Below are 18,804 nucleotides of genomic sequence, written 5' to 3'. Positions count from 1 at the left end.
GGTGACGCTCATCCGCGGCCGCGTCTGGGTGGACGGCCAACCCCGCGACGACTTCGTGTTCACCGCGCTGTCGGATCATCTGGCCGCGCCGAAGACGTTGGTGTGGTGTGACATCGACGACCCCGACCACGACACCCTCAGAGAACTCGCCCACGAGATCGGGCTCAACGAGTGGGCCGTCGAGGACACGCTGGCCGACGCCGAACGCACCAAAGCCGTGGTCTACAAGACCCATACGTTCTTCACCGTGTACGGCGTGACCGTGGCGGCGACGCCGCCCACCGACGAGGTGGGCGAGGCCCTGTTGACCATGCACCGCATCTCGGTGTTCGTGCTTCCGCAGGGCTTGATCACCGTGCGGCTGGGCTCGGGCTTCGACATCGACGAGGTCTCGCGGCGGTTCGACGAGCTCGGCGGTCAGGAATTCGGGGTGGGTGCGCTGGTGCACGCCCTGCTCGACGTGGTGGTCGACGGGCACTTCGACGCCGTGCAGGCGCTCGACGACGGCATCGAGAGCCTCGAGGACGACCTGTTCGCCGAAAGGGCGCCTCGGAAGGGTCTGCAGCGCAAGACTTTCCAGCTCCGCAAGGAGCTGGTGGCGTTGCGCCGGGCGGTGCTGCCGATGCGCGAGGTGGTCTCGGTGATCCAGCACCGCCGGATGGACGCGACCGCTGCGACCGAACTGGACCCGAAGTACGCCGATCTGTACGACCACGTGCTGCGGGTCTCGGAGTGGACCGAATCTCTGCGCGACATGGTCACCACGGTGTTCGAGACGAATCTGAGCTTGCAGGACGCCCGGCTGAACATGGTGATGAAGAAGTTGACCGGGTGGGCGGCGATCATCGCGGTGCCCACCGCGGTGACCGGGTTCTACGGCCAGAACGTGATCTACCCGGGAGTCGACACCGTCGCCGGTTTCGTCATCAGCAGCGCGCTGATCCTGGTGGCGGTGGTGGTGCTGTACGTGATGTTCAAGAAGCGGGACTGGCTGTGACGGTCAGCGTCCCGGTGAGGCTGCGCTGCAAGGAGTACTCGGCGGTGAAACCGTCGGCGCGGTCGGTCACCACGCAGGAGTCGTATCGGCCACCCCAGCCGCGGTAGGTGAACGTGTAGCCGCCGACCACCCCGGAGTAGGCCGACACCCGGTCCCACGCGGCTGTGTGGCCGGCCGCGGTCAACCCCGCGACGCGGCCCTGCAGTGCGGCGTCGCGCCAGTGCTCGGCGATGACCCGGCGGCCGGCGGCGACGTTGTGCGCCAACGTGATGTCTCCTGCGGCGTAGACATTGGCTGCCGACGTGCGCATGTGCGTGTCGACGACGACGCGGCCGTCGCGGATGGTCAGCCCGGCCTGTTCGGCCAGGCGGACGTCGGGGCGCGCCCCGGTGGCGGCGACCACCAGCTCGCCTTTCAGCGTTTCCCCGCCGGCGAGCCGGACCCCGGTGTCGGACACCTCCGTCACCCGCGCCGAGCCCACGAACCGCACACCCACCTCGGCGAGCATCGCGGCCATCCGCTCGCCGACCTCGATGCCGAACCGCCGGTGCAACGGCACCGGCTCCGGGGCCACCAGTGTGGTGTCGACGCCGAGCGCGGTCAGACACGACGCCGCTTCGCATCCGATCAACCCGGCCCCCACGACCGCGGCGGTGGCCGAGTGCCGCGCGGCCATCTTCAGCGCGACCGCGTCGGCGAACGAACGCAGGGTCAGCGCAGCCTCGGCGCCCGGCACCCCGAGCGGTACCGCGGTGGATCCGGATGCCAGCACCAGGTGCCAGTAGGGGTACCGCGCCCCGCCGGTCGTGACGACCTGCTGGGTGGTGACATCGATGCGTTCGACGCGCACCCCCAGGACCAGCTCGATGTCGTTGCGGGCGAACCACTGGGCACTGTGCAGGTTGAGCTCGGCCTCCTCGCCGCACAGGAACCCCTTGCTCAACGGCGGCTTGGCGTATGGCAGCGCCGGATCGTCGGACAGGATCCGCACGGGAATGTCGCGGTGTTTTCCGCGAAACGTCTCGGCCGCGCTGACACCGGCAGGGCCGCTGCCGATCGCGAGGAAACCCGGCGCCGTCATGGTTGGCGGGTACCCACGCCGGAGCCTCCGGCAACCCTGCCTGACGTGCGGCGATGACCCCCCAGCACACCACTGGCTTTTATTTTTTTCTGGGGTATGGTCGATCGTGGTTGGCGGAAAGTGAAAGGGATAGCGGTGGCTAGCAAATCTCAAGGTCGCTCTCTCAAGAAACCTGCGATGACCATCAAGGAAAAGCGTGCCGCAAAGCGCGCGAAATCGTCCGAGGCGGGTGAATTCATCACTCGGCGCAAGCGTTCGGATCGCGCCTCCTAGACGATTTTCCACGTAATTCAGGACCAGGCAGCGGATTTCGCTGCCTGGTGCCGTGTGCAGCAATCGCGTGAAGGCCTTGGAGGAATGGCTTTTTCGACGCACCAATTCTGCGGACCACAACCGTAATCGGAGAATAAAACACCGCCGGCCGTACGCGGAATATATCGACCGTCGAATTTGCTGTCACTTACGCGATCGACACGGCAGAAAATTCAGAGAAATAGAGGGTGTGATGGGTTATTCGGTAAATTCGCCCTGTCCGCCGACGGCGCGGACATGACGGAGCTGGCAAGGGTTCTGGGCGATGTCCGCGACGACATCGCCGGCGGTAGCGCACCCACGGACAGCACCGCGGCGTACCGGTCCGGTCACGCGGCGGCGCTGCGGTTCGCCGGGTTGTGCGTACTGGACCAGATCGCCGCTGCCGCAGGGGGCCTGGCGCCCTCGACGGCATCGGAGGATCCGCCGTCCGAACGCGATCGCGTTCGCATCGTCGCGGCCCTGGACCGGGTCGCGACCAGGCTGACCGCGCACCGCCGGCCGTGGGTCGACGGGGACGCGGCGGCCGGATACCGGGATGGCATCGCGTATGCCCTCGGTGTCGTGTCCGCCCGGAGGGAGGACATCGGTCAGCAGTCGTGGTGCCTGGTGCACCAACGATGAGCTGAGTCCATCGACGAGGAGGTTTGGCGTGTCAGTTCAGGCAACCGGCGGTGCGTCGGTGCTCGTGCTGGGGCGGTCAGCGGAGGTTCTGGAGAGTCTCGCCGAGGCGCTGCGGCGCGACGGCGTGGCGGTCGTGCACACGGATTCGCGTTCGCAGGCAACGACTCTGGCCGACGCCAACTCCGACTCGATGGAGACGATCGTCGTCGTGGTGGACCGCCCACTGCTGGGCGCACTGCTGCGCGACGGTCCGACGGGCGCGTCGCGGCGACAACTCAGAACGTGGGGTAACGAGACAGCCGACTGGGCGATCACCACGGCGATATCGGCCGGGGTCCGACGTCTCGTTCTGGTCTGCGACGCGCGGGGATTGACGTTCGGCCAACGGATGCGCGCCATCAGTTGGCTGCGTCGACTGGCACACCGGATCGGTTACGAATGTCGCATCAATGGCGCGGACGGTTTCGCCACCGCGGAAGCGGTGATCGACACCAACGCTGACGTGGATGCGACCGCCGAGGCCGTGGTGGCCTGGCACCGTGACGAGGGGACGTCCTCCAATCCCTTCTCCGCCAGGCCCCCGGCCCGGCCCCCCGCCGCGCCGGCACCCATCTGACCTGCACACAAGCGACGCGATGAGCGCGTCCGGTGTGCAACGATCTGCGCATGGAACCGGATGCGGACCCGGAGGCGCGGATCCGCGACTTGGAGCGGCCCCTGGCCGAACGCGCCTGCGCCAGCGAATTGGGCACCCAGCCCTACCAGCCGATGCCGCCGCCCGGTCCGTCGCCGTACTTCGCACCGCCGCAACACGTGGTGCGCAAGCGCTCGCCCGCGGCGGCGTGGATTCTCCCGTTGGCCATCGGGGTGGTCGCTGTGACCGCGGCGATCGGCGCGGTCGTGTACTTCACCTCGACGTCGATCTCGGTGCCGTCATCGGAGGTCGCCGGCGGCGGCGGACCCATCGACGGCCCCGCGGTCCCCGAACTGCCCGCCCTGCCCGGCTTCCCGTCCCAGGACGAGATCGTCTCGGTCGGGCCGGGTGAGTCCACCAGCATCGCCGGTGTCCAGACGCGCCGGACGGTGCGCTGCGACGGCGGCACGGTGAGCGTCAGCGGCGTGGAGAACGTGGTCGAGGTGACCGGGGCGTGCGGGTCGATCACGGTGTCGGGCATGACCAACGTCGTGAAGGTGGAGACGGCGCGCCTGGTCGCCGCGTCGGGCTTCGACAACCGCGTCACCTACCGTGACGGCACTCCCGAGGTCATCACCTCCGGCAGCGGAAACGTGGTGGAACAGGGCTGAGGACACGCCGGGCCCGGATGTCGGCACCGCGTCGTAGTCTGACGTGCGATGCCGCTTCACCTCCATCGGGCCGACCGGACTGACCTGCTCGCCGACGGCCTGGGCGCGCTGCTGCGCACGCCGCCCGCCGACCCGTTCGCCGAAGACCTCGTCCTGGTCTCCGCGCGCGGTATGGAGCGCTGGCTCAGCCAGCGGCTGTCCCACACCCTCGGTGTCGGATCGGCCGACGACGGCGTGTGCGCGGGCATCACGTTCCGACATCCGGCGTCGCTGGTCGCCGAGCTCACCGGCACCGTCGACGACGACCCGTGGGCGCCCGAGGCGCTGGTGTGGCCGCTGCTCGGCGTCGTCGACACCTGCTTGGATCAGCCGTGGTGCCGCACCCTGGCAACACATTTGGGCCACTTCGAACAGGGTGAGGAACAGGAGCTGCGCCGGGGCCGCCGCTACGCGGTCTCCCGGCGGTTGGCCGGGTTGTTCGCGTCCTACGCGCGGCAACGTCCGCAGCTGCTGGTGGACTGGCTGGAGGGCCGCACCGACGGACTCGATGCCGACCTGGCGTGGCAGCCCGAGCTCTACCGGGCCCTGGTGGCGGCGGTCGACGCCGATCCCCCGCACGTGCGTCATGCCGACGCCGTCGCCCGGCTGAGGGCCGCCCCCGCCGACCTGCCGCAGCGGGTGTCGTTGTTCGGCCACACCCGGCTCCCGGTCACCGACATCGAGCTGCTGGAGGCGTTGTCCACCCAGCACGATCTGCACCTGTGGCTCCCCCACCCCAGCGAGACGCTGTGGACCCGCCTGAGCGCGGCGCGCGGCCCGGTCCCCCGCCGCGACGACACCACCCACCGCGACGTCGGCCACCCGTTGGCCGCGACGCTGGGTCGCGACCTGCGCGAGCTGCAGCGCTGCCTGCCTGCCGATCCGGCCACCGACGAATCCCTGGGCGCCGCAACGCGACCCGACACGCTGCTGGGATGGCTGCAGTCCGACCTGGCGGCCGACGCGGTCCGTCCCGCCGGACGCGTCCACCGCGCCGACGACCGCTCGGTGCAGGTGCACAGTTGCCACGGCCCGGCCCGACAGGTCGACGTGCTGCGCGAGGTGCTGCTCGGTCTCCTGACCGACGACCCGACGCTGGAGCCGCGCGACATCCTGGTGATGTGCCCCGACATCGAGACCTATGCGCCGCTGCTGGTGGCCGACTTCGGTCTCGGTGACGCGGTGCCGGGTGCGCATCCGGCGCACCGGCTGCGGGTGCAGCTCGCCGATCGTGCGCTCACCCAGACCAATCCGCTGCTGGGCGTCGCCGGCCAGATCCTGGCGCTGGCCGGTGGGCGCGCCACCGCCGGCGAGGTGCTCAATCTAGCCGAGACGCCGCCGGTGCGGCACCGCTTCGGATTCTCCGACGACGATCTCGACACCATCGGTGACTGGGTCCGCCAGGCCAACATCCGGTGGGGTTTCGACCGGGAGTCCCGGCTGCCCTACGGCGTGGACTTCGTGCAGAACACCTGGCGCTTCGGCGTGGACCGGGTGCTGGCGGGGGTCGCGATGTCCGACGACTCGCAGGCCTGGTTGGACACGACGCTTCCGCTCGACGATGTCGGAAGCAACCATGTGGAGCTGGCCGGCCGGTTCGCCGACTACGTCGACATCCTGCACCGCAACGTCGAATCCCTCTGCGGCCCTGCGCCGCTCGCGCAGTGGCTGACCGCACTCGGCGCGGCGGTCGAGGCGCTGACCGCGGTGCCCGACGACGACGCCTGGCAGGTCCGGCAGGTCGAGCGTGAGTTCGCCGAGATCCTGTCCGCCGCGGGCCGGCACCGCGACACCGAGCTGCGGCTGCCCGACGTCCGCGCGCTGCTGGACCGGCACCTGGCCGGACGACCTACCCGCGCGAACTTCCGGACCGGCACGCTGACCGTCTGCACGATGGTGCCGATGCGGTCGGTGCCCCACCGCGTGGTGTGCCTGGTCGGACTCGACGACGGGGTGTTCCCGCGCCTCGGCGTCGTCGACGGCGACGACGTCCTGGCCCGTCAGCCGGTCACCGGTGAGCGCGACATCCGGTCCGAGGACCGTCAGCTGCTGCTCGACGCGGTCACCGCGGCCACCGAGAAACTGGTGGTGACCTACACCGGCGCCGACGCCCACACCGGTCACCGCAGGCCGCCCGCGGTGCCGTTGGTCGAGTTGCTCGACGCGCTGGATCTCACCGTGGGTACCTCGGTGCGCAAGCAGGTGGTGGTCGAACATCCGTTGCAGCCCTTCGATGTTCGCAATGTCACGCCCGGCGAACTCGGCATGCCGCCCGGTGAGCCGTTCACGTTCGACCCGACCGCGCGCGACGCCGCGGCGGTGGCGGGCGGTCAACGCGTCCCCGAACCGCCGCTGCTGTCGGCGCCGCTGCCGCAGCCGGCGCCCGACGACGTCGCGCTCGACGACCTCATCGGCTTCTTCAGGGATCCGGTCAAGGGGTTCTTCCGCGCGCTGGACTACACGCTGCCGTGGGACGTCGACACCGTCGAGGACGCGATGCCGGTGGAGATCGACGCGCTGGCCGAGTGGAAGGTCGGCGACCGGATGCTCGACGACGTACTGCGCGGCATGGATCCCGCGACGGCACAGCAGGCCGAGTGGCGGCGCGGGTCCCTGCCACCGGGACGGCTGGGCTGGCGCAAGGCGATCGAACTGCGCGACCAGGTGAGCGCGCTGGCGTCGGCCGCGCAGCACCACCGCGCCCGGGCGCCGCGCGCCTTCGACGTCGACATCCCGCTCGGCGGCGGACGCCGCGTCACCGGCACCGTCCCGAGGGTCTACGGCGACCGTCTGGTGTCGGTCACCTACTCCAAGCTCGACGGCCGCCACCTGCTGGCCTCGTGGATCTCGTTGGTGGCGTTGACCGCCGCTCGGTCGGGAGACTGGACCGCGGTGTGCATCGGTCGTCCCAAGCGGGGTACCACGCCGCGGCAACGGATGCTGGGCTGCCCCGACCGGTCGCCGGTCGACGTGCTGGCCGATCTGGTCGCGATGTACGACGCGGGCCGACGCGAGCCGATCCCGTTGCCGCTCAAGACTTCCTATGCGTGGGCCGAGGCCCGGTTCACCCGCACCGATCCGATGCGCGAGGCCGGGTTCCGGTGGAACAGCAACCGGTATCCCGGCGAGAACGAGGAACCCGCCCATCAGCAGGTGTGGGGCAAGTACACCAACCTGCAGGTGCTGCTGACCGAGGTGCGGCCCGGCGAGGAGTACGACGGTGAGAACACCCGGCTGGGCGCGTATGCGTGCCGGCTGTGGCTGCCGATGCTGCACGCGGAGAGGGATCCGTACTGATGCAGGCCTTCGATCTCCTGGGGCCGCTGCCCACGCCCAATTCGACGACGGTGTTGGAGGCCAGCGCCGGTACCGGCAAGACGTTCGCGCTGGCGGGGCTGGTGACGCGCTACCTCGCCGAGGGTGCGGCGACGCTCGACCAGATGCTGCTGATCACCTTCGGGCGCGCAGCCAGCCAGGAGTTGCGCGAGCGGGTGCGCGGCCAGATCGTGCACGCGCTGGCCGCTTTCGCCGACCCGGCCGCGGTCGGCGACAACGCCCTGGTGGCCCAGCTCGTCGCCGGCACCGAGGAAGACCGCGACGCGCGGCGACGCCGGTTGCGCGACGCGCTGGCCGGTTTCGACGCCGCCACCATCGCGACAACCCACCAGTTCTGTCAGCTGGTGCTCAAGTCGCTGGGCGTGGCCGGTGACAGCGATGCCGGGGTGCGGTTGGTCGACAGCCTCGACGACCTCACCACCGAGATCGTCGACGACCTGTACCTCGCGCACTTCGGCAACCAGGCCGACAACCCCGTGCTCACCCGCGATCAGGCCCTGTCGCTGGCGCGCGAGGTCGTCAACAACGCGGGCACCGAGTTGCGTCCGCGGGACCCGGAGCAGGGCACCGAACCCGAGGTGCGCGTCACCTTCGCCACCGAGGTCTGCGCCGAGCTCGAGCGGCGCAAGCGGCGTCTGGGCATCCTGCACTACGACGACCTGCTGTCGCGACTGGCCAATGCGTTGCGCGACAACGACTCTCCTGCGCGGGACCGGATGCACCGCCGGTGGCCGATCGTGATGGTCGACGAGTTCCAGGACACCGATCCGGTGCAGTGGCAGGTCATCGACCGCGCGTTCTCGGGCCGCTCGACGGTGATCCTGATCGGCGACCCGAAACAGGCCATCTATGCGTTTCGCGGCGGCGACATCGTCACCTACCTGCACGCCGCCGAACGCGCGGGTGACCGCCGCACCCTGGCGACCAACTGGCGCAGCGACAGCGCGCTCGTCGACGCGCTGCAGGTGGTGCTGCGCGACGCCGAACTGGGCGACCCCCGCATCGTGGTGCGTCCGATCGAGGCGCACCACCGCGGTCACCGGCTGCAGGGCGCGCCGCGCAACGACCCGTTCAGGCTGCGGGTGGTCACCCGCGAGGCCCTGAGGACGCGTCCCGAACAGGTGATCCCGATCGATCGGTTGCGCCGCCACATCGGTGCCGACCTGGCCGCCGACATCGCCGCGCTGCTGGCCGGCGGCGCCACGTTCGGCGCGGATCCGTTGCAGGCGCGTCACATCGCCGTCATCGTCGAAACCCACAAGGACGCGCGGGCCTGCTTCGACGCGCTGGCCGACGCCGGGATCCCCGCCGTCTACACCGGGGACTCCGACGTGTTCGACTCGAAGGCCGCCGACGACTGGCTGTGCCTGCTCGAGGCGTTCGACCAACCGCACCGGTCCGGGTTGGTGCGGGCGGCGGCCACCACGATGTTCTTCGGCGAGACCGCCGAAACCCTTGCTGCGCAGGGCGATGCATTGACCGACCGGATCACCCAGCGGTTGCGGGAGTGGGCCGATCATGCGCGGGAACGTGGCGTGGCCGCGGTGTTCGAGGCCGCGCAGCTGGCCGGGATGAGCCGCCGGGTGTTGTCGTGGCACGACGGCGACCGGCACATGACCGACCTGGCGCACATCACCCAGGTCCTGCACGACGTCGCGCACCGTGAGCATCTCGGGCTGTCCGCGCTGCGCGACTGGTTGCGCACGCAGCGTGACGAGGGCACCGCCGCCCCCGAACGCAGGCGCCGTCTGGACAGCGACGCCGCGGCCGTGCAGATCATGACGGTGTGGGCGGCCAAGGGGCTGCAGTTCCCGGTGGTCTATCTGCCGTTCGCGTTCAACCGCAACATCCAGACGCGCGACGTGGTGCTCTACCACGAGGACGACATCCGCTGTCTGCACATCGGTGGTCAGGACAGCCCGGACTTCAATGCCGTTGCCGCTCTGGGCCGCCGGGAGGCGGCCTCCGATGACGTCCGGTTGACCTACGTGGCGCTGACCCGCGCGCAGTCGCAGGTGGTCGCCTGGTGGGCGCCGTCGTTCGACGAACCCAACGGCGGGTTGTCGCGACTGCTGCGCGGCCGCCGTCCCGGCGAGACGCTGGTCCCCGACCGGTGTGTCCCCCCGAAGATCGACGACGCCGACGCCATGGCGGCGCTGCGGGCGTGGGCCGATCTCGGTGGTCCGGTGCTGGAGGAGTCGGTGATCGCGCCGCCGGCCGCGGTGGACCCGCCCGCCCTGCCGGACGGGTTGCGTACCAGACACTTTCACCGTCACATCGACACCACCTGGCGGCGCACGTCGTATTCGGGCCTGCTGCGCGCCTCCGAGGCCTCGGCCCAGCCCGGCGTGTCCAGTGAACCCGAGATCGTCGAGCTCGACGACGAGACCGTCGACGTGCCGCTGACCGAGCTCGCCGGCGCCGACGCGACGGTGCCCTCGCCGATGGCCGACCTGCCGATGGGCGCGAAGTTCGGCACACTGGTGCACGCGGTGCTCGAGACGACCGACCCGACCGCCGCCGACCTGGCCGCCGAACTCGAGACCCAGGTGCGTGAGCACTCGGTGTGGTGGCCGGTCGACGTGCCGGCCGAGCAGCTGGCGGCCGCGCTGGTGCCGCTGCACGACACCCCGTTGGGGCCGCTGGCGCCCGGGTCCACGTTGCGTCAGATCGGTCTGCCGGATCGGTTGCGGGAGTTGGACTTCGAGTTCCCGCTCGCCGGCGGGGACCGCCGGGACCGGGCGACGCGGGTGACCGTCGCCGACATCGGGCGGTTGTTCGCCGAACATGTGCCCGCCGACGACGTCCTGGCCGGCTACGCGGCGCGGTTGCGCAGCGGCGCGCTGGCCGAGCAGTCGCTGCGGGGTTATCTGACCGGGTCGGTGGATGCCGTGCTGCGGCTGCCCGACCGCCGGTTCGTGGTGGTGGACTTCAAGACCAACTGGCTCGGCGAACCCGGTGGCGCGCTCACCGCCGCCGACTACACCATGCCGCGGATGGTCGAGGCCATGATGCATTCGGACTATCCGCTGCAGGCGCTGCTGTATTCGGTGGTGCTGCACCGGTTCCTGCGCTGGCGGCTGCCCGGTTACCGGCCCGACGATCATCTGGGCGGCGTGCTGTACCTGTTCCTGCGCGGGATGTGTGGTCCTGACACCCCGGTGGTCGACGGGCATCCCTGCGGCGTGTTCAGTTGGCGCCCGCCGGTGTCGCTGGTGACCGCGGTGTCCGACACGCTGGCAGGAGGTTCGGCGTGACCTCCACGGAACTCCTGGACCCGTTCGTCGCCGCCGAGGTGTTCGAACCCGCCGACGTGCACGTCGCGACCCGGTTGTCGACCTTGGCCGGTGACCACGATCCAGCGGTACCGCTGGCGGTGGCGTTCGTGGTGCGGGCGCTGCGCTCCGGGTCGGTGTGTGTGGACCTGGGGTCGGTCGCCGAGCAGGTGGGGCTTCCCGAGCTGCCGTGGCCGGACCCGCAGGCCTGGCCGCGCGCCGTGCGCGACAGCGCGCTGGCCGCAGAGAAGGTGCTGCGGTTCGTCGACGAGCTGTTGTACTTCGACCGCTACTGGCGCGAGGAGCAACAGGTCTGCGACGACGTGCTGGCGTTGTCGGCCACGCCGCTGCCCGCGGAGGCGCCCGGACTGGACCGGCTGTTCCCGGCAGGCTGGGAGGAGCAGCGCCGCGCCGCCGAGGTGGCGTTGGCGCAGTCGCTGACGGTGCTCACCGGCGGCCCGGGCACCGGCAAGACCACCACGGTGGCGCGGCTGCTGGCACTGCTGGCCGAGCAGAGCACGCGGTCGGGGTCACCGCCGTTGCGGATCGCGTTGGCCGCGCCCACCGGTAAGGCCGCCGCCCGGCTGGCCGAGGCGGTACACCACCAGATCGGTGCGCTCGACGCCGAGGACCGCGACCGACTCGGCGAGCTCACGGCTTCGACGCTGCACCGGCTGCTGCAACCGCGGCCCGGCAGCTCGTCGCGGTTCCGCCACCACCGCGAGAACCGTCTGCCCCACGACGTCGTCGTCGTCGACGAGACGTCGATGGTGTCGTTGACGTTGATGGCGCGCCTGCTGGAAGCCGTCCGCCCGGACAGCCGGCTGGTGCTGGTCGGCGACGCCGATCAGCTCGCGTCGGTCGAGGCCGGGGCCGTGCTGGCCGATCTGGTGGAGGGACTGGGCGGGCGCACCGATGTGCGCGTGGCGGCCCTGCAGACGTCGCACCGGTTCGGCGCGGACATCGGCGCGCTGGCCGCCGCCATCCGGCTCGGTGACGCGGACGAGGTACTCGAGCTGCTCCGGGCCGGCGGCGAGCACCTGGAGTGGCTGGACACCGAGGAGCCCGCCGAACCGCTGCGCGGGCCGCTGCTGGCGCAGGCAACGCTGCTGCGTCAGGCGGCGCTGCTCGGTGACGCCGACGCGGCGGTGTGCGCGCTCGACGCGCACCGCCTGCTGTGCGCGCACCGCCGCGGCCCCCACGGCGTCGCGTACTGGAACCAGCAGGTGCAGCGCTGGCTGGCCGAGACCACCGGCGAGCCGTCGTGGTCGCAGTGGTACCCGGGCCGGCCCGTGCTGATCACCGCCAACGACTACGGGTTGCGCCTGTTCAACGGCGACACCGGCGTCACCGTGGTGCACGACGACGCCCTGGAGGTGGTCATCGGCGCCGCCCGGCTGAAGCCCAGCCGGCTCGCCGACATCGAGACCATGCACGCGATGACCATCCACAAGAGCCAGGGCAGCCAGGCCGACGAGGTCACCGTGCTGATGCCGCCGGAGGATTCCCGGCTGCTCACCCGCGAGCTGTTCTACACCGCGGTCACGCGGGCCAAGGCGCGGGTGCGGGTGGTCGGACCCGAGTCGGCGATCCGCGCCGCGTTGCAGCGGCGGGCGCTGCGGGCCTCGGGTCTGGCTCGCCGCCTGCGCCGATAACGCGCCGGTCTTCGCTAAGTTGTCGGTGAGCCGATGACGGTTCACCGGCCGATTTGAGAGATCGTGATGCATGCGAGTTGACGGGCGTGACATTGCTGTCACCGGCAGCTTGCTGCAACCCCTGACGCGACGCACCAACGACATCCTGCGCCTCGCGCTCGCCGGCGTCTTCCTGGCCGTGGTGGTGACCAGCTCGTTGATCACCCGCTACGAGTGGGAGGTGCTGGAGCGCTCCATCTCCGAGATCGTCGGGGTGCTCAGCCCGGCGCAGTCCAACGCGGTGTACCTGATCTACGGCGTGGCGATCCTGGCGTTGCCGTTCGCGATCCTGATCGGGCTGATCGTGCAGCAGCAGTGGAAGCTGCTCGGAGCCTACGCCGCAGCCGGGGTGATCGCGATCCTGTCGCTGTCGATCACCGGGAACGGGATCTCGGCGCCCAGCTGGCATTTCGACCTGAACGGCCGGTTGGACACCGTGCTGTCGCAGTTCCTCGACGACCCCCGCTGGATCGCGATGCTGGCCGCGGTGCTGACGGTGTCAGGTCCGTGGCTACCGGCACGTCCGCGGCACTGGTGGTGGGCGCTGCTGCTGGCGTTCGTGCCGATCCATCTGGTGGTCAGCGCGGTGGTGCCGGCCCGGTCCCTGCTCGGTCTGGCGGTGGGGTGGTTCGTCGGCGCGCTGGTGGTGCTGGTGGTCGGCACTCCGGCGCTGGAGGTGCCGCTCGACGACGCGGTGCGCGCGCTGGCCCGCCGCGGGTTCCGGGCCTCGGCGCTGACGGTGGTGCGGCCCGCCGGGCGCGGTCCGCTGATGTTGTCCGCGCGCCGGGACCCCACCGACGAGGTGTGCGACTCCGAGACCGACACCGCGGTCGTGGAGTTGTACGGCCCGCATCAGCGCGGCGGCGGTTTCGTGGCGCAGTTCTGGAAGAAGCTTCGGCTGCGCGACGACGAGACGGCACCGATGCAGACGTCGATGCGGCGCCGCGTCGAGCACCGCGCGCTGATGGCGATCGCCGTCGGCGAGCTGGGTCTGGCCAACACCACGCCGATCGCGGTGGCGCCGCTGGACCGCGGCTGGACGTTGTACTCGCACAAGCCGGCCCGCGGGGTCCCGATCGACCGCTGTCACGAGACCACCCCGGTCGCGCGGGTGTGGGATGCGCTGGGCATCCTGCACAGCCAGCAGATCTCCCACGGCGACCTGCGCGCCGACCAGATCACCATCTCCGACGGCAACGCGTTGTTCGGCGGGTTCAACGCCGCCGAGTACGGCGCGTCGCAGGCCCAGCTGGACGCCGACATCGCGCAGCTGCTGGTCACCACCAACGACATGTACGGCCCGGAACCCGCGGTCCGGGCGGCCATCACGGTGTTCGGCAACGAACAGGTGCTGGGGGCGTCGCGGCGGCTGACCAAGGCGGCGGTGCCCAAGCGGGTGCGGGAGTCGGTGCGTGACGCTGGTGCCGCGATGTCGGCGCTGCGCGACGAGGTCAAGCGGCAGACCGGCGCCGACCAGATCCAGACCGCGACGATCACCCGGTTCACCCGCAACCAGCTGATCCAGTTGGTGCTGCTGGTGGCGCTGGTCTATGTGGCGTATCCGTTCATCAGCTCGGTGCCGGTGTTCTTCTCGGAGCTGCGGTCGGCGAACTGGTGGTGGGCGCTGGCCGGGCTCGCGGTGTCGGTGCTGAAATACCTGGGTGCCGGCGCGGCGCTGTGGGCGTGCGCCGACGGCCTGGTCAGCTTCCGCAACCTGAGCATCATGCAGGTCGCCAACACCTTCGCCGCGACCACCACGCCCGCGGGGGTCGGGGGGCTGGCGTTGAGCACCCGGTTCCTGCAGAAGGGTGGCCTCGGTGCGCTGCGTGCCACCACCGCGGTGGCGCTGCAGCAGTCGGTGCAGGTCATCACCCACCTGACACTGCTGGTGATCTTCAGCTTCGCGGCCGGCGCGTCGGCCGACCTGTCGCGGTTCGTGCCCAACTCCACGGTGATCTATCTGGTCGCCGGTGTGGTGTTGGGCGCGGTGGGCATCTCGCTGTTCGTGCCCAAGCTGCGGCATTGGCTGGGCACCGCGGTTCGGCCGCGGCTGGAGGAGGTGCTCGACGACCTCAAGTTGCTCGCCCGCGAGCCCAAACGACTGGCTCTGATCATCTTCGGTTGCGCCACAACGACTCTCGGTGCCGCGCTGGCATTGTGGGCCAGCATCGAGGCGTTCGGCGGGGACGCCAGCTTCGTGACGGTCACCATCGTGACGATGGTCGGCGGCACGCTGGCCTCGGCGGCCCCGACGCCCGGCGGGGTCGGCGCGGTGGAGGCCGCGCTGATCGGTGGTCTGGCCGCGTTCGGCGTGGCGGCCGCGGTCGCGGTGCCCGCGGTGCTGCTCTACCGGATCCTGACCTGCTGGCTGCCGGTGTTCATCGGCTGGCCGATCATGCGCTGGCTCACCCGCAACGACATGATCTAACTCCCCTCGTTTCGGCGAGCTCCCTTGTCGTGGCGAGCTCCCCTTGTTGTGGCGAGCTCCCCTTGTTGTGGCGAGCGCGCGTGTTTGCCACTCGCCACGCCGCGATCCATGCGCATTTTGCGCACCCTCGCAGCCCGCGACCGTTTCAATCGCGCTGACACAAACCCATGACGGGCCGGCTGCGTCCAGGCACGATTTCGCGGTGACTCGTTTGCACTGGTTCCTGCCCACCTACGGCGACAGCCGGCTGATCGTCGGCGGCGGGCACGGCCAGCCCGCCGGTGCGGCCAGCGGCGACCGCGACGCCTCGATCGACTACCTGGCCTCGATCGTGCGCGCCGCCGAAAGCTTCGGTTTCACCGGCGCGCTCATCCCGACCGGGGCGTGGTGCGAGGACGCGTTCATCACCGCGGCGATGCTGGCCCGCGAGACGACGTCGTTGGCGTTCCTGGTGGCGTTCCGCCCCGGTCTGGTGAGTCCGACGTTGTCGGCGCAGATGGCGGCGACGTTCGCCCGGCACGCACCGGGACGCATCCTCCTCAACGTCGTGGTCGGCGGCGAGTCCCACGAGCAGCGCGCGTTCGGCGATCATCTGGACAAGGACGCCCGCTACGCGCGGTGCGACGAGTTCCTCGACGTGGTGCGCCGGCTGTGGGACGGGCGGAGCGTGACGGTGGACGGCGAGCACATCCAGGTGGAGAACGCCACCTTGCCGACGCTGCCGGATCCGGTGCCGCCGTTGTATTTCGGTGGCAGTTCGGCCGCGGCGGGACCGGTGGCGGCACGGCACGCCGACGTGTATCTGACGTGGGGTGAGCCGCCCGAGGCGGTGCGCGACAAGGTCGACTGGATCCGCAAGCTGGCCGCCGAGCAGGGTCGCGAGGTGCGGTTCGGAATCCGGCTGCACACAATTTCCCGGGACACCGCCGACGAGGCGTGGACGCAGGCCGACCGACTCGTCGCCGCCCCCTGGACGAGGACACGGTGCGCAACGCGCAGAACAGCCTGCACCGCAGCGAGTCCGAGGGCCAGAAGCGCATGCTGGCCCTGCATGAGGCGCACCGCCGCGACGGTCGTTGGCACGACGCCCGGTCCCTGGAGGTGGCGCCCAACCTGTGGGCCGGCATCGGATTGGTGCGTGGTGGTGCCGGCACCGCCCTGGTGGGCAGCCACCGCGAGGTGGCCGACCGCATCACCGAGTACGCCGACATCGGGATCGACGAGTTCATCTTCTCCGGCTATCCGCACCTGGAGGAGTTGTTCTGGTTCGGCGAGGGTGTGGTGCCGATCCTGCGTGAGCGGGGCCTGTTCCACAACAAAATCGCCACGGCCGCAACGGCGTCGATCCCGTTCGTCGGCGCCCACCGATGACTTTCCTCGCGTCCGCGACCGAGGCGCTCGAGACGGCAGCCAAGCTGGCCGCCGAGTTCGAGGCCGGGGCCTCCGACCGCGACGCACAGCGCCTGCTGCCCCACCAACAGGTGGAATCACTGAAACAATCAGGGCTGCTGGGCATCTCGGTGCCGCGGGCACACGGCGGGATCGACGCGCCGGCAGAGGTCCTGGCCGAGGTGTTCCGACTGATCGCCCACGCCGATCCGTCGCTGGCGCAGATCCCGCACTCGCACTTCGTGTTCCTCGAAGCCGTGCGCCTGCAGGGCACCGGTGATCAGCAGGCGTACTTCTCCCGACTGGTGCTCGACGGTGCGCTGCTGGCCAATGCGCAGTCCGAACGCGGTCCGCACCCCATCGACGTCGACACCACCACGCTGACCCGCGATGCGCATGGCGATTTCGTGCTGTCGGGGCGCAAGTTCTATTCGACCGGTGCGTTGTTCGCCGATTGGGTGGTGGTGCGGGCCTCAGTCGACGACGGGCAGGTGCCCACGGCGACGACGCCGAAAGCGTTGGCGTTCGTGCCGCGAGACGCAGCCGGTGTCGAGGTCGTCGACGACTGGGACGGCATGGGCCAGCGCACCACGGCCTCGGGGACGGTGACGCTGACCGAGGTGGCGGTGCCGGCCGAGCACATGGTGCCGTTCTCGCCGATCTTCGCCGCCCCGACCACCTATGGTGCGCGGGCGCAGTTGTGGCACGCCGCGATCGACGTCGGCATCGCGACGGGCGCGCTGGCGGCGGGAGTGCGGCAGGCGCAGCGGGCCCGGCCCCACTTCGAGGCGTCGGTGCCGACCGCGGCGGAGGACCCGACACTGATCGCGGCGGCCGGTGAACTGACCGTCAGCGTGCGGGCCGCGCAGGCTCTGCTGGGCGACGCGGCACGGGCGGTGGACGCGGCGACCGCGCACCTCACCGAGGAGTCCGCGGCGACTGCGTCGGTGGCTGTCGCGGTTGCCAAGGTGGCGGCGGTGCGCGCCTCGCTGGAGGCGTCGAGCGCGCTGTTCGAGCTGGGCGGAACCCGGAGTGCGTCGGCGTCGGGCAACTTGTCGCGCTACTGGCGGGACGCCCGCACCCACACGCTGCACGACCCCACACGCTGGAAGCTGCAGCACATCGGCCGCCACACGCTGACGGGCACCCACCCGCCGCGTCACGGCCAGCTCTGACTCAAGACGTCAGCAGAGCACCCCGGCGAACACCGCGCCCGACACCAACGCGATGACGATCGCGACGGTCGGCAGACCGCTGGACAACGCCACTACCACGCCGGCTATCGCCGCGACGAGCAACGTCATCATCAAGATGACGACCATCCAGTTCACCGAACTGGACTGGTGCACGCCGCGCCGCGACTGCCCCTCGGGGGGGACTACCGCGCCTTCGCCGATTCCCATATGCGCCGCCTTTCTGTGATCGCGCACACACTATAGCCCGGGAATGGGCTGTGTCACATCGAACGCCACATCGTCGTTACCTGCGCGTCAATTCCAAAGGTCAACTAACAGAACTGATTAGAGCAACTAAGCGGGGTAGGTTGGGTGTCGGTGACTGTTCTGCGGGCTGTTCTGTGCACCGCCGCTGCGGCGGTTCTTGTGGGCTGTGCAGGTGCACAGCCACCGCAGCCCGCGCCGCCGGAGCCGACCGTCGGACAGCAACCGCGGTCGCTGCCTCCGGAGACCGTGCGTACCGTGACACCGCCCCCACGCCCGCGTCCCGCGACGGTGCAGCCGGTGACCGCGGCCGACCTGGCCTCGACCTGGCGGCCCGGGTGCCCCGTCCCGCCGGAGCAACTGCGGCGCGTCGAACTCGAGCATGTCGGTTTCGACGGCCGGACTCACCGCGGGGTCCTGGTGGTGCACCAGGACGTCGTCGACGAGGTCGTCGACGTGTTCGGCGACCTTCTCGCGCAGGGTTTCCCGATCGAGCGGATGCGCACGCCCGACCACTACCCGAACGCCGACGACGAACTGTCGATGCGCGACAACAACACCTCCGCGTTCAACTGCCGCGACATCCCCGGCACCGGGAGCTGGTCGCTGCACGCCTACGGTCGCGCCGTCGACATCAACCCGAAGCTCAACCCATACATCGACCGGCGCGGGGACATCCAGCCGGCCAACAGCGGTCCGTGGGTGGACCGCACCCGCACCGATCCCGGCATGGTGCACGACGGCGACGGCGTGGTCCGCGCGTTCGCCGACCGCGGGTGGCGCTGGGGTGGGCACTGGCGCACCCCGAAGGATTATCAGCATTATGAGAGGAAATAACCCTCTCGTCTTCGGTGCACGGCGGCGTAAATTCAGGATCGCCCTCAT

12 protein-coding genes and 1 pseudogene are annotated in these 18,804 nt (G+C 70.3%); 11 read left to right on the top strand and 2 right to left on the bottom strand.

The annotated features are described in order from the left end of the window. Nucleotide 1: 1 nt before the first annotated feature. The gene (locus ACAG25_RS08120; protein WP_370487847.1) at nucleotides 2–997 is read left to right on the top strand and encodes a magnesium transporter CorA family protein; all 996 of its coding nucleotides are present in this window, start codon (nucleotides 2–4) and stop codon (nucleotides 995–997) included. Here the strand turns inward: ACAG25_RS08120 and ACAG25_RS08115 are convergent. Continuing rightward, complete coding sequence (locus ACAG25_RS08115; RefSeq protein ID WP_370487846.1) at nucleotides 975–2,078, bottom strand: NAD(P)/FAD-dependent oxidoreductase; 1,104 nt, start codon at nucleotides 2,076–2,078, stop codon at nucleotides 975–977. The two genes, ACAG25_RS08120 and ACAG25_RS08115, sit on opposite strands and share 23 nt — an antisense overlap. Nucleotides 2,079–2,627: 549 nt before the next feature. On the opposite strand from ACAG25_RS08115, the gene ACAG25_RS08110 reads away from it, so the two are divergent. From ACAG25_RS08110 to ACAG25_RS08070, 9 genes and pseudogenes are all read left to right on the top strand, one after another. Continuing rightward, nucleotides 2,628–3,014 (top strand): hypothetical protein, encoded by a 387-nt coding sequence (locus ACAG25_RS08110; protein WP_370487845.1) that lies wholly within the window; start codon nucleotides 2,628–2,630, stop codon nucleotides 3,012–3,014. A gap of 28 nt (nucleotides 3,015–3,042) precedes the next feature. Next, the gene (locus tag ACAG25_RS08105) at nucleotides 3,043–3,630 is read left to right on the top strand and encodes a hypothetical protein (RefSeq protein WP_370487844.1); all 588 of its coding nucleotides are present in this window, start codon (nucleotides 3,043–3,045) and stop codon (nucleotides 3,628–3,630) included. A gap of 50 nt (nucleotides 3,631–3,680) precedes the next feature. Continuing rightward, the gene (locus ACAG25_RS08100) at nucleotides 3,681–4,319 is read left to right on the top strand and encodes a DUF3060 domain-containing protein (protein ID WP_370487843.1); all 639 of its coding nucleotides are present in this window, start codon (nucleotides 3,681–3,683) and stop codon (nucleotides 4,317–4,319) included. A gap of 48 nt (nucleotides 4,320–4,367) precedes the next feature. Then, complete coding sequence (gene recC, locus ACAG25_RS08095) at nucleotides 4,368–7,655, top strand: exodeoxyribonuclease V subunit gamma (protein ID WP_370487842.1); 3,288 nt, start codon at nucleotides 4,368–4,370, stop codon at nucleotides 7,653–7,655. Continuing rightward, entirely contained in the window at nucleotides 7,655–10,951 is a 3,297-nt protein-coding gene (gene recB / locus ACAG25_RS08090) for an exodeoxyribonuclease V subunit beta (protein WP_370487841.1), read from the top strand. The genes recC and recB overlap by 1 nt, the downstream gene beginning before the upstream one ends. Beyond that, nucleotides 10,948–12,624, top strand: coding sequence for an exodeoxyribonuclease V subunit alpha (recD, locus tag ACAG25_RS08085; protein ID WP_370487840.1), 1,677 nt, complete (start codon nucleotides 10,948–10,950; stop codon nucleotides 12,622–12,624). The genes recB and recD overlap by 4 nt, the downstream gene beginning before the upstream one ends. A 70-nt stretch (nucleotides 12,625–12,694) precedes the next feature. Then, nucleotides 12,695–15,091: a YbhN family protein gene (locus ACAG25_RS08080; RefSeq protein ID WP_370487839.1), complete on the top strand. Its 2,397-nt coding sequence runs from the start codon at nucleotides 12,695–12,697 to the stop codon at nucleotides 15,089–15,091. A 202-nt stretch (nucleotides 15,092–15,293) separates the two neighbouring features. After that, nucleotides 15,294–16,462 (top strand): annotated as a pseudogene (locus tag ACAG25_RS08075) (LLM class flavin-dependent oxidoreductase). Continuing rightward, nucleotides 16,459–17,655 (top strand): SfnB family sulfur acquisition oxidoreductase, encoded by a 1,197-nt coding sequence (locus ACAG25_RS08070; protein WP_370487838.1) that lies wholly within the window; start codon nucleotides 16,459–16,461, stop codon nucleotides 17,653–17,655. Before ACAG25_RS08075 ends, ACAG25_RS08070 begins: the two are co-directional and overlap by 4 nt. 9 nt (nucleotides 17,656–17,664) lie before the next feature. On the opposite strand, the gene ACAG25_RS08065 is transcribed toward ACAG25_RS08070, so the two are convergent. Beyond that, on the bottom strand, nucleotides 17,665–17,883 hold the full coding sequence (locus tag ACAG25_RS08065) for a hypothetical protein (RefSeq protein WP_370487837.1): 219 nt from the start codon (nucleotides 17,881–17,883) through the stop codon (nucleotides 17,665–17,667). 171 nt (nucleotides 17,884–18,054) lie between these two features. Between ACAG25_RS08065 and ACAG25_RS08060 the strand changes: the two genes are divergently transcribed. Beyond that, nucleotides 18,055–18,756 carry a M15 family metallopeptidase gene (locus tag ACAG25_RS08060; RefSeq protein ID WP_370488085.1) on the top strand — a complete coding sequence of 234 codons (702 nt, stop codon included), beginning with the start codon at nucleotides 18,055–18,057 and terminating at the stop codon, nucleotides 18,754–18,756. Nucleotides 18,757–18,804: the final 48 nt, after the last annotated feature.

The organism is Mycobacterium sp. pV006 (assembly GCF_041287115.1).
In the GTDB taxonomy this organism is placed as follows: Bacteria; Actinomycetota; Actinomycetes; order Mycobacteriales; family Mycobacteriaceae; genus Mycobacterium.
The sequence above is the reverse complement of the archived record's forward strand: the minus strand, read 5'-3'. Positions and strand labels throughout refer to the sequence as shown.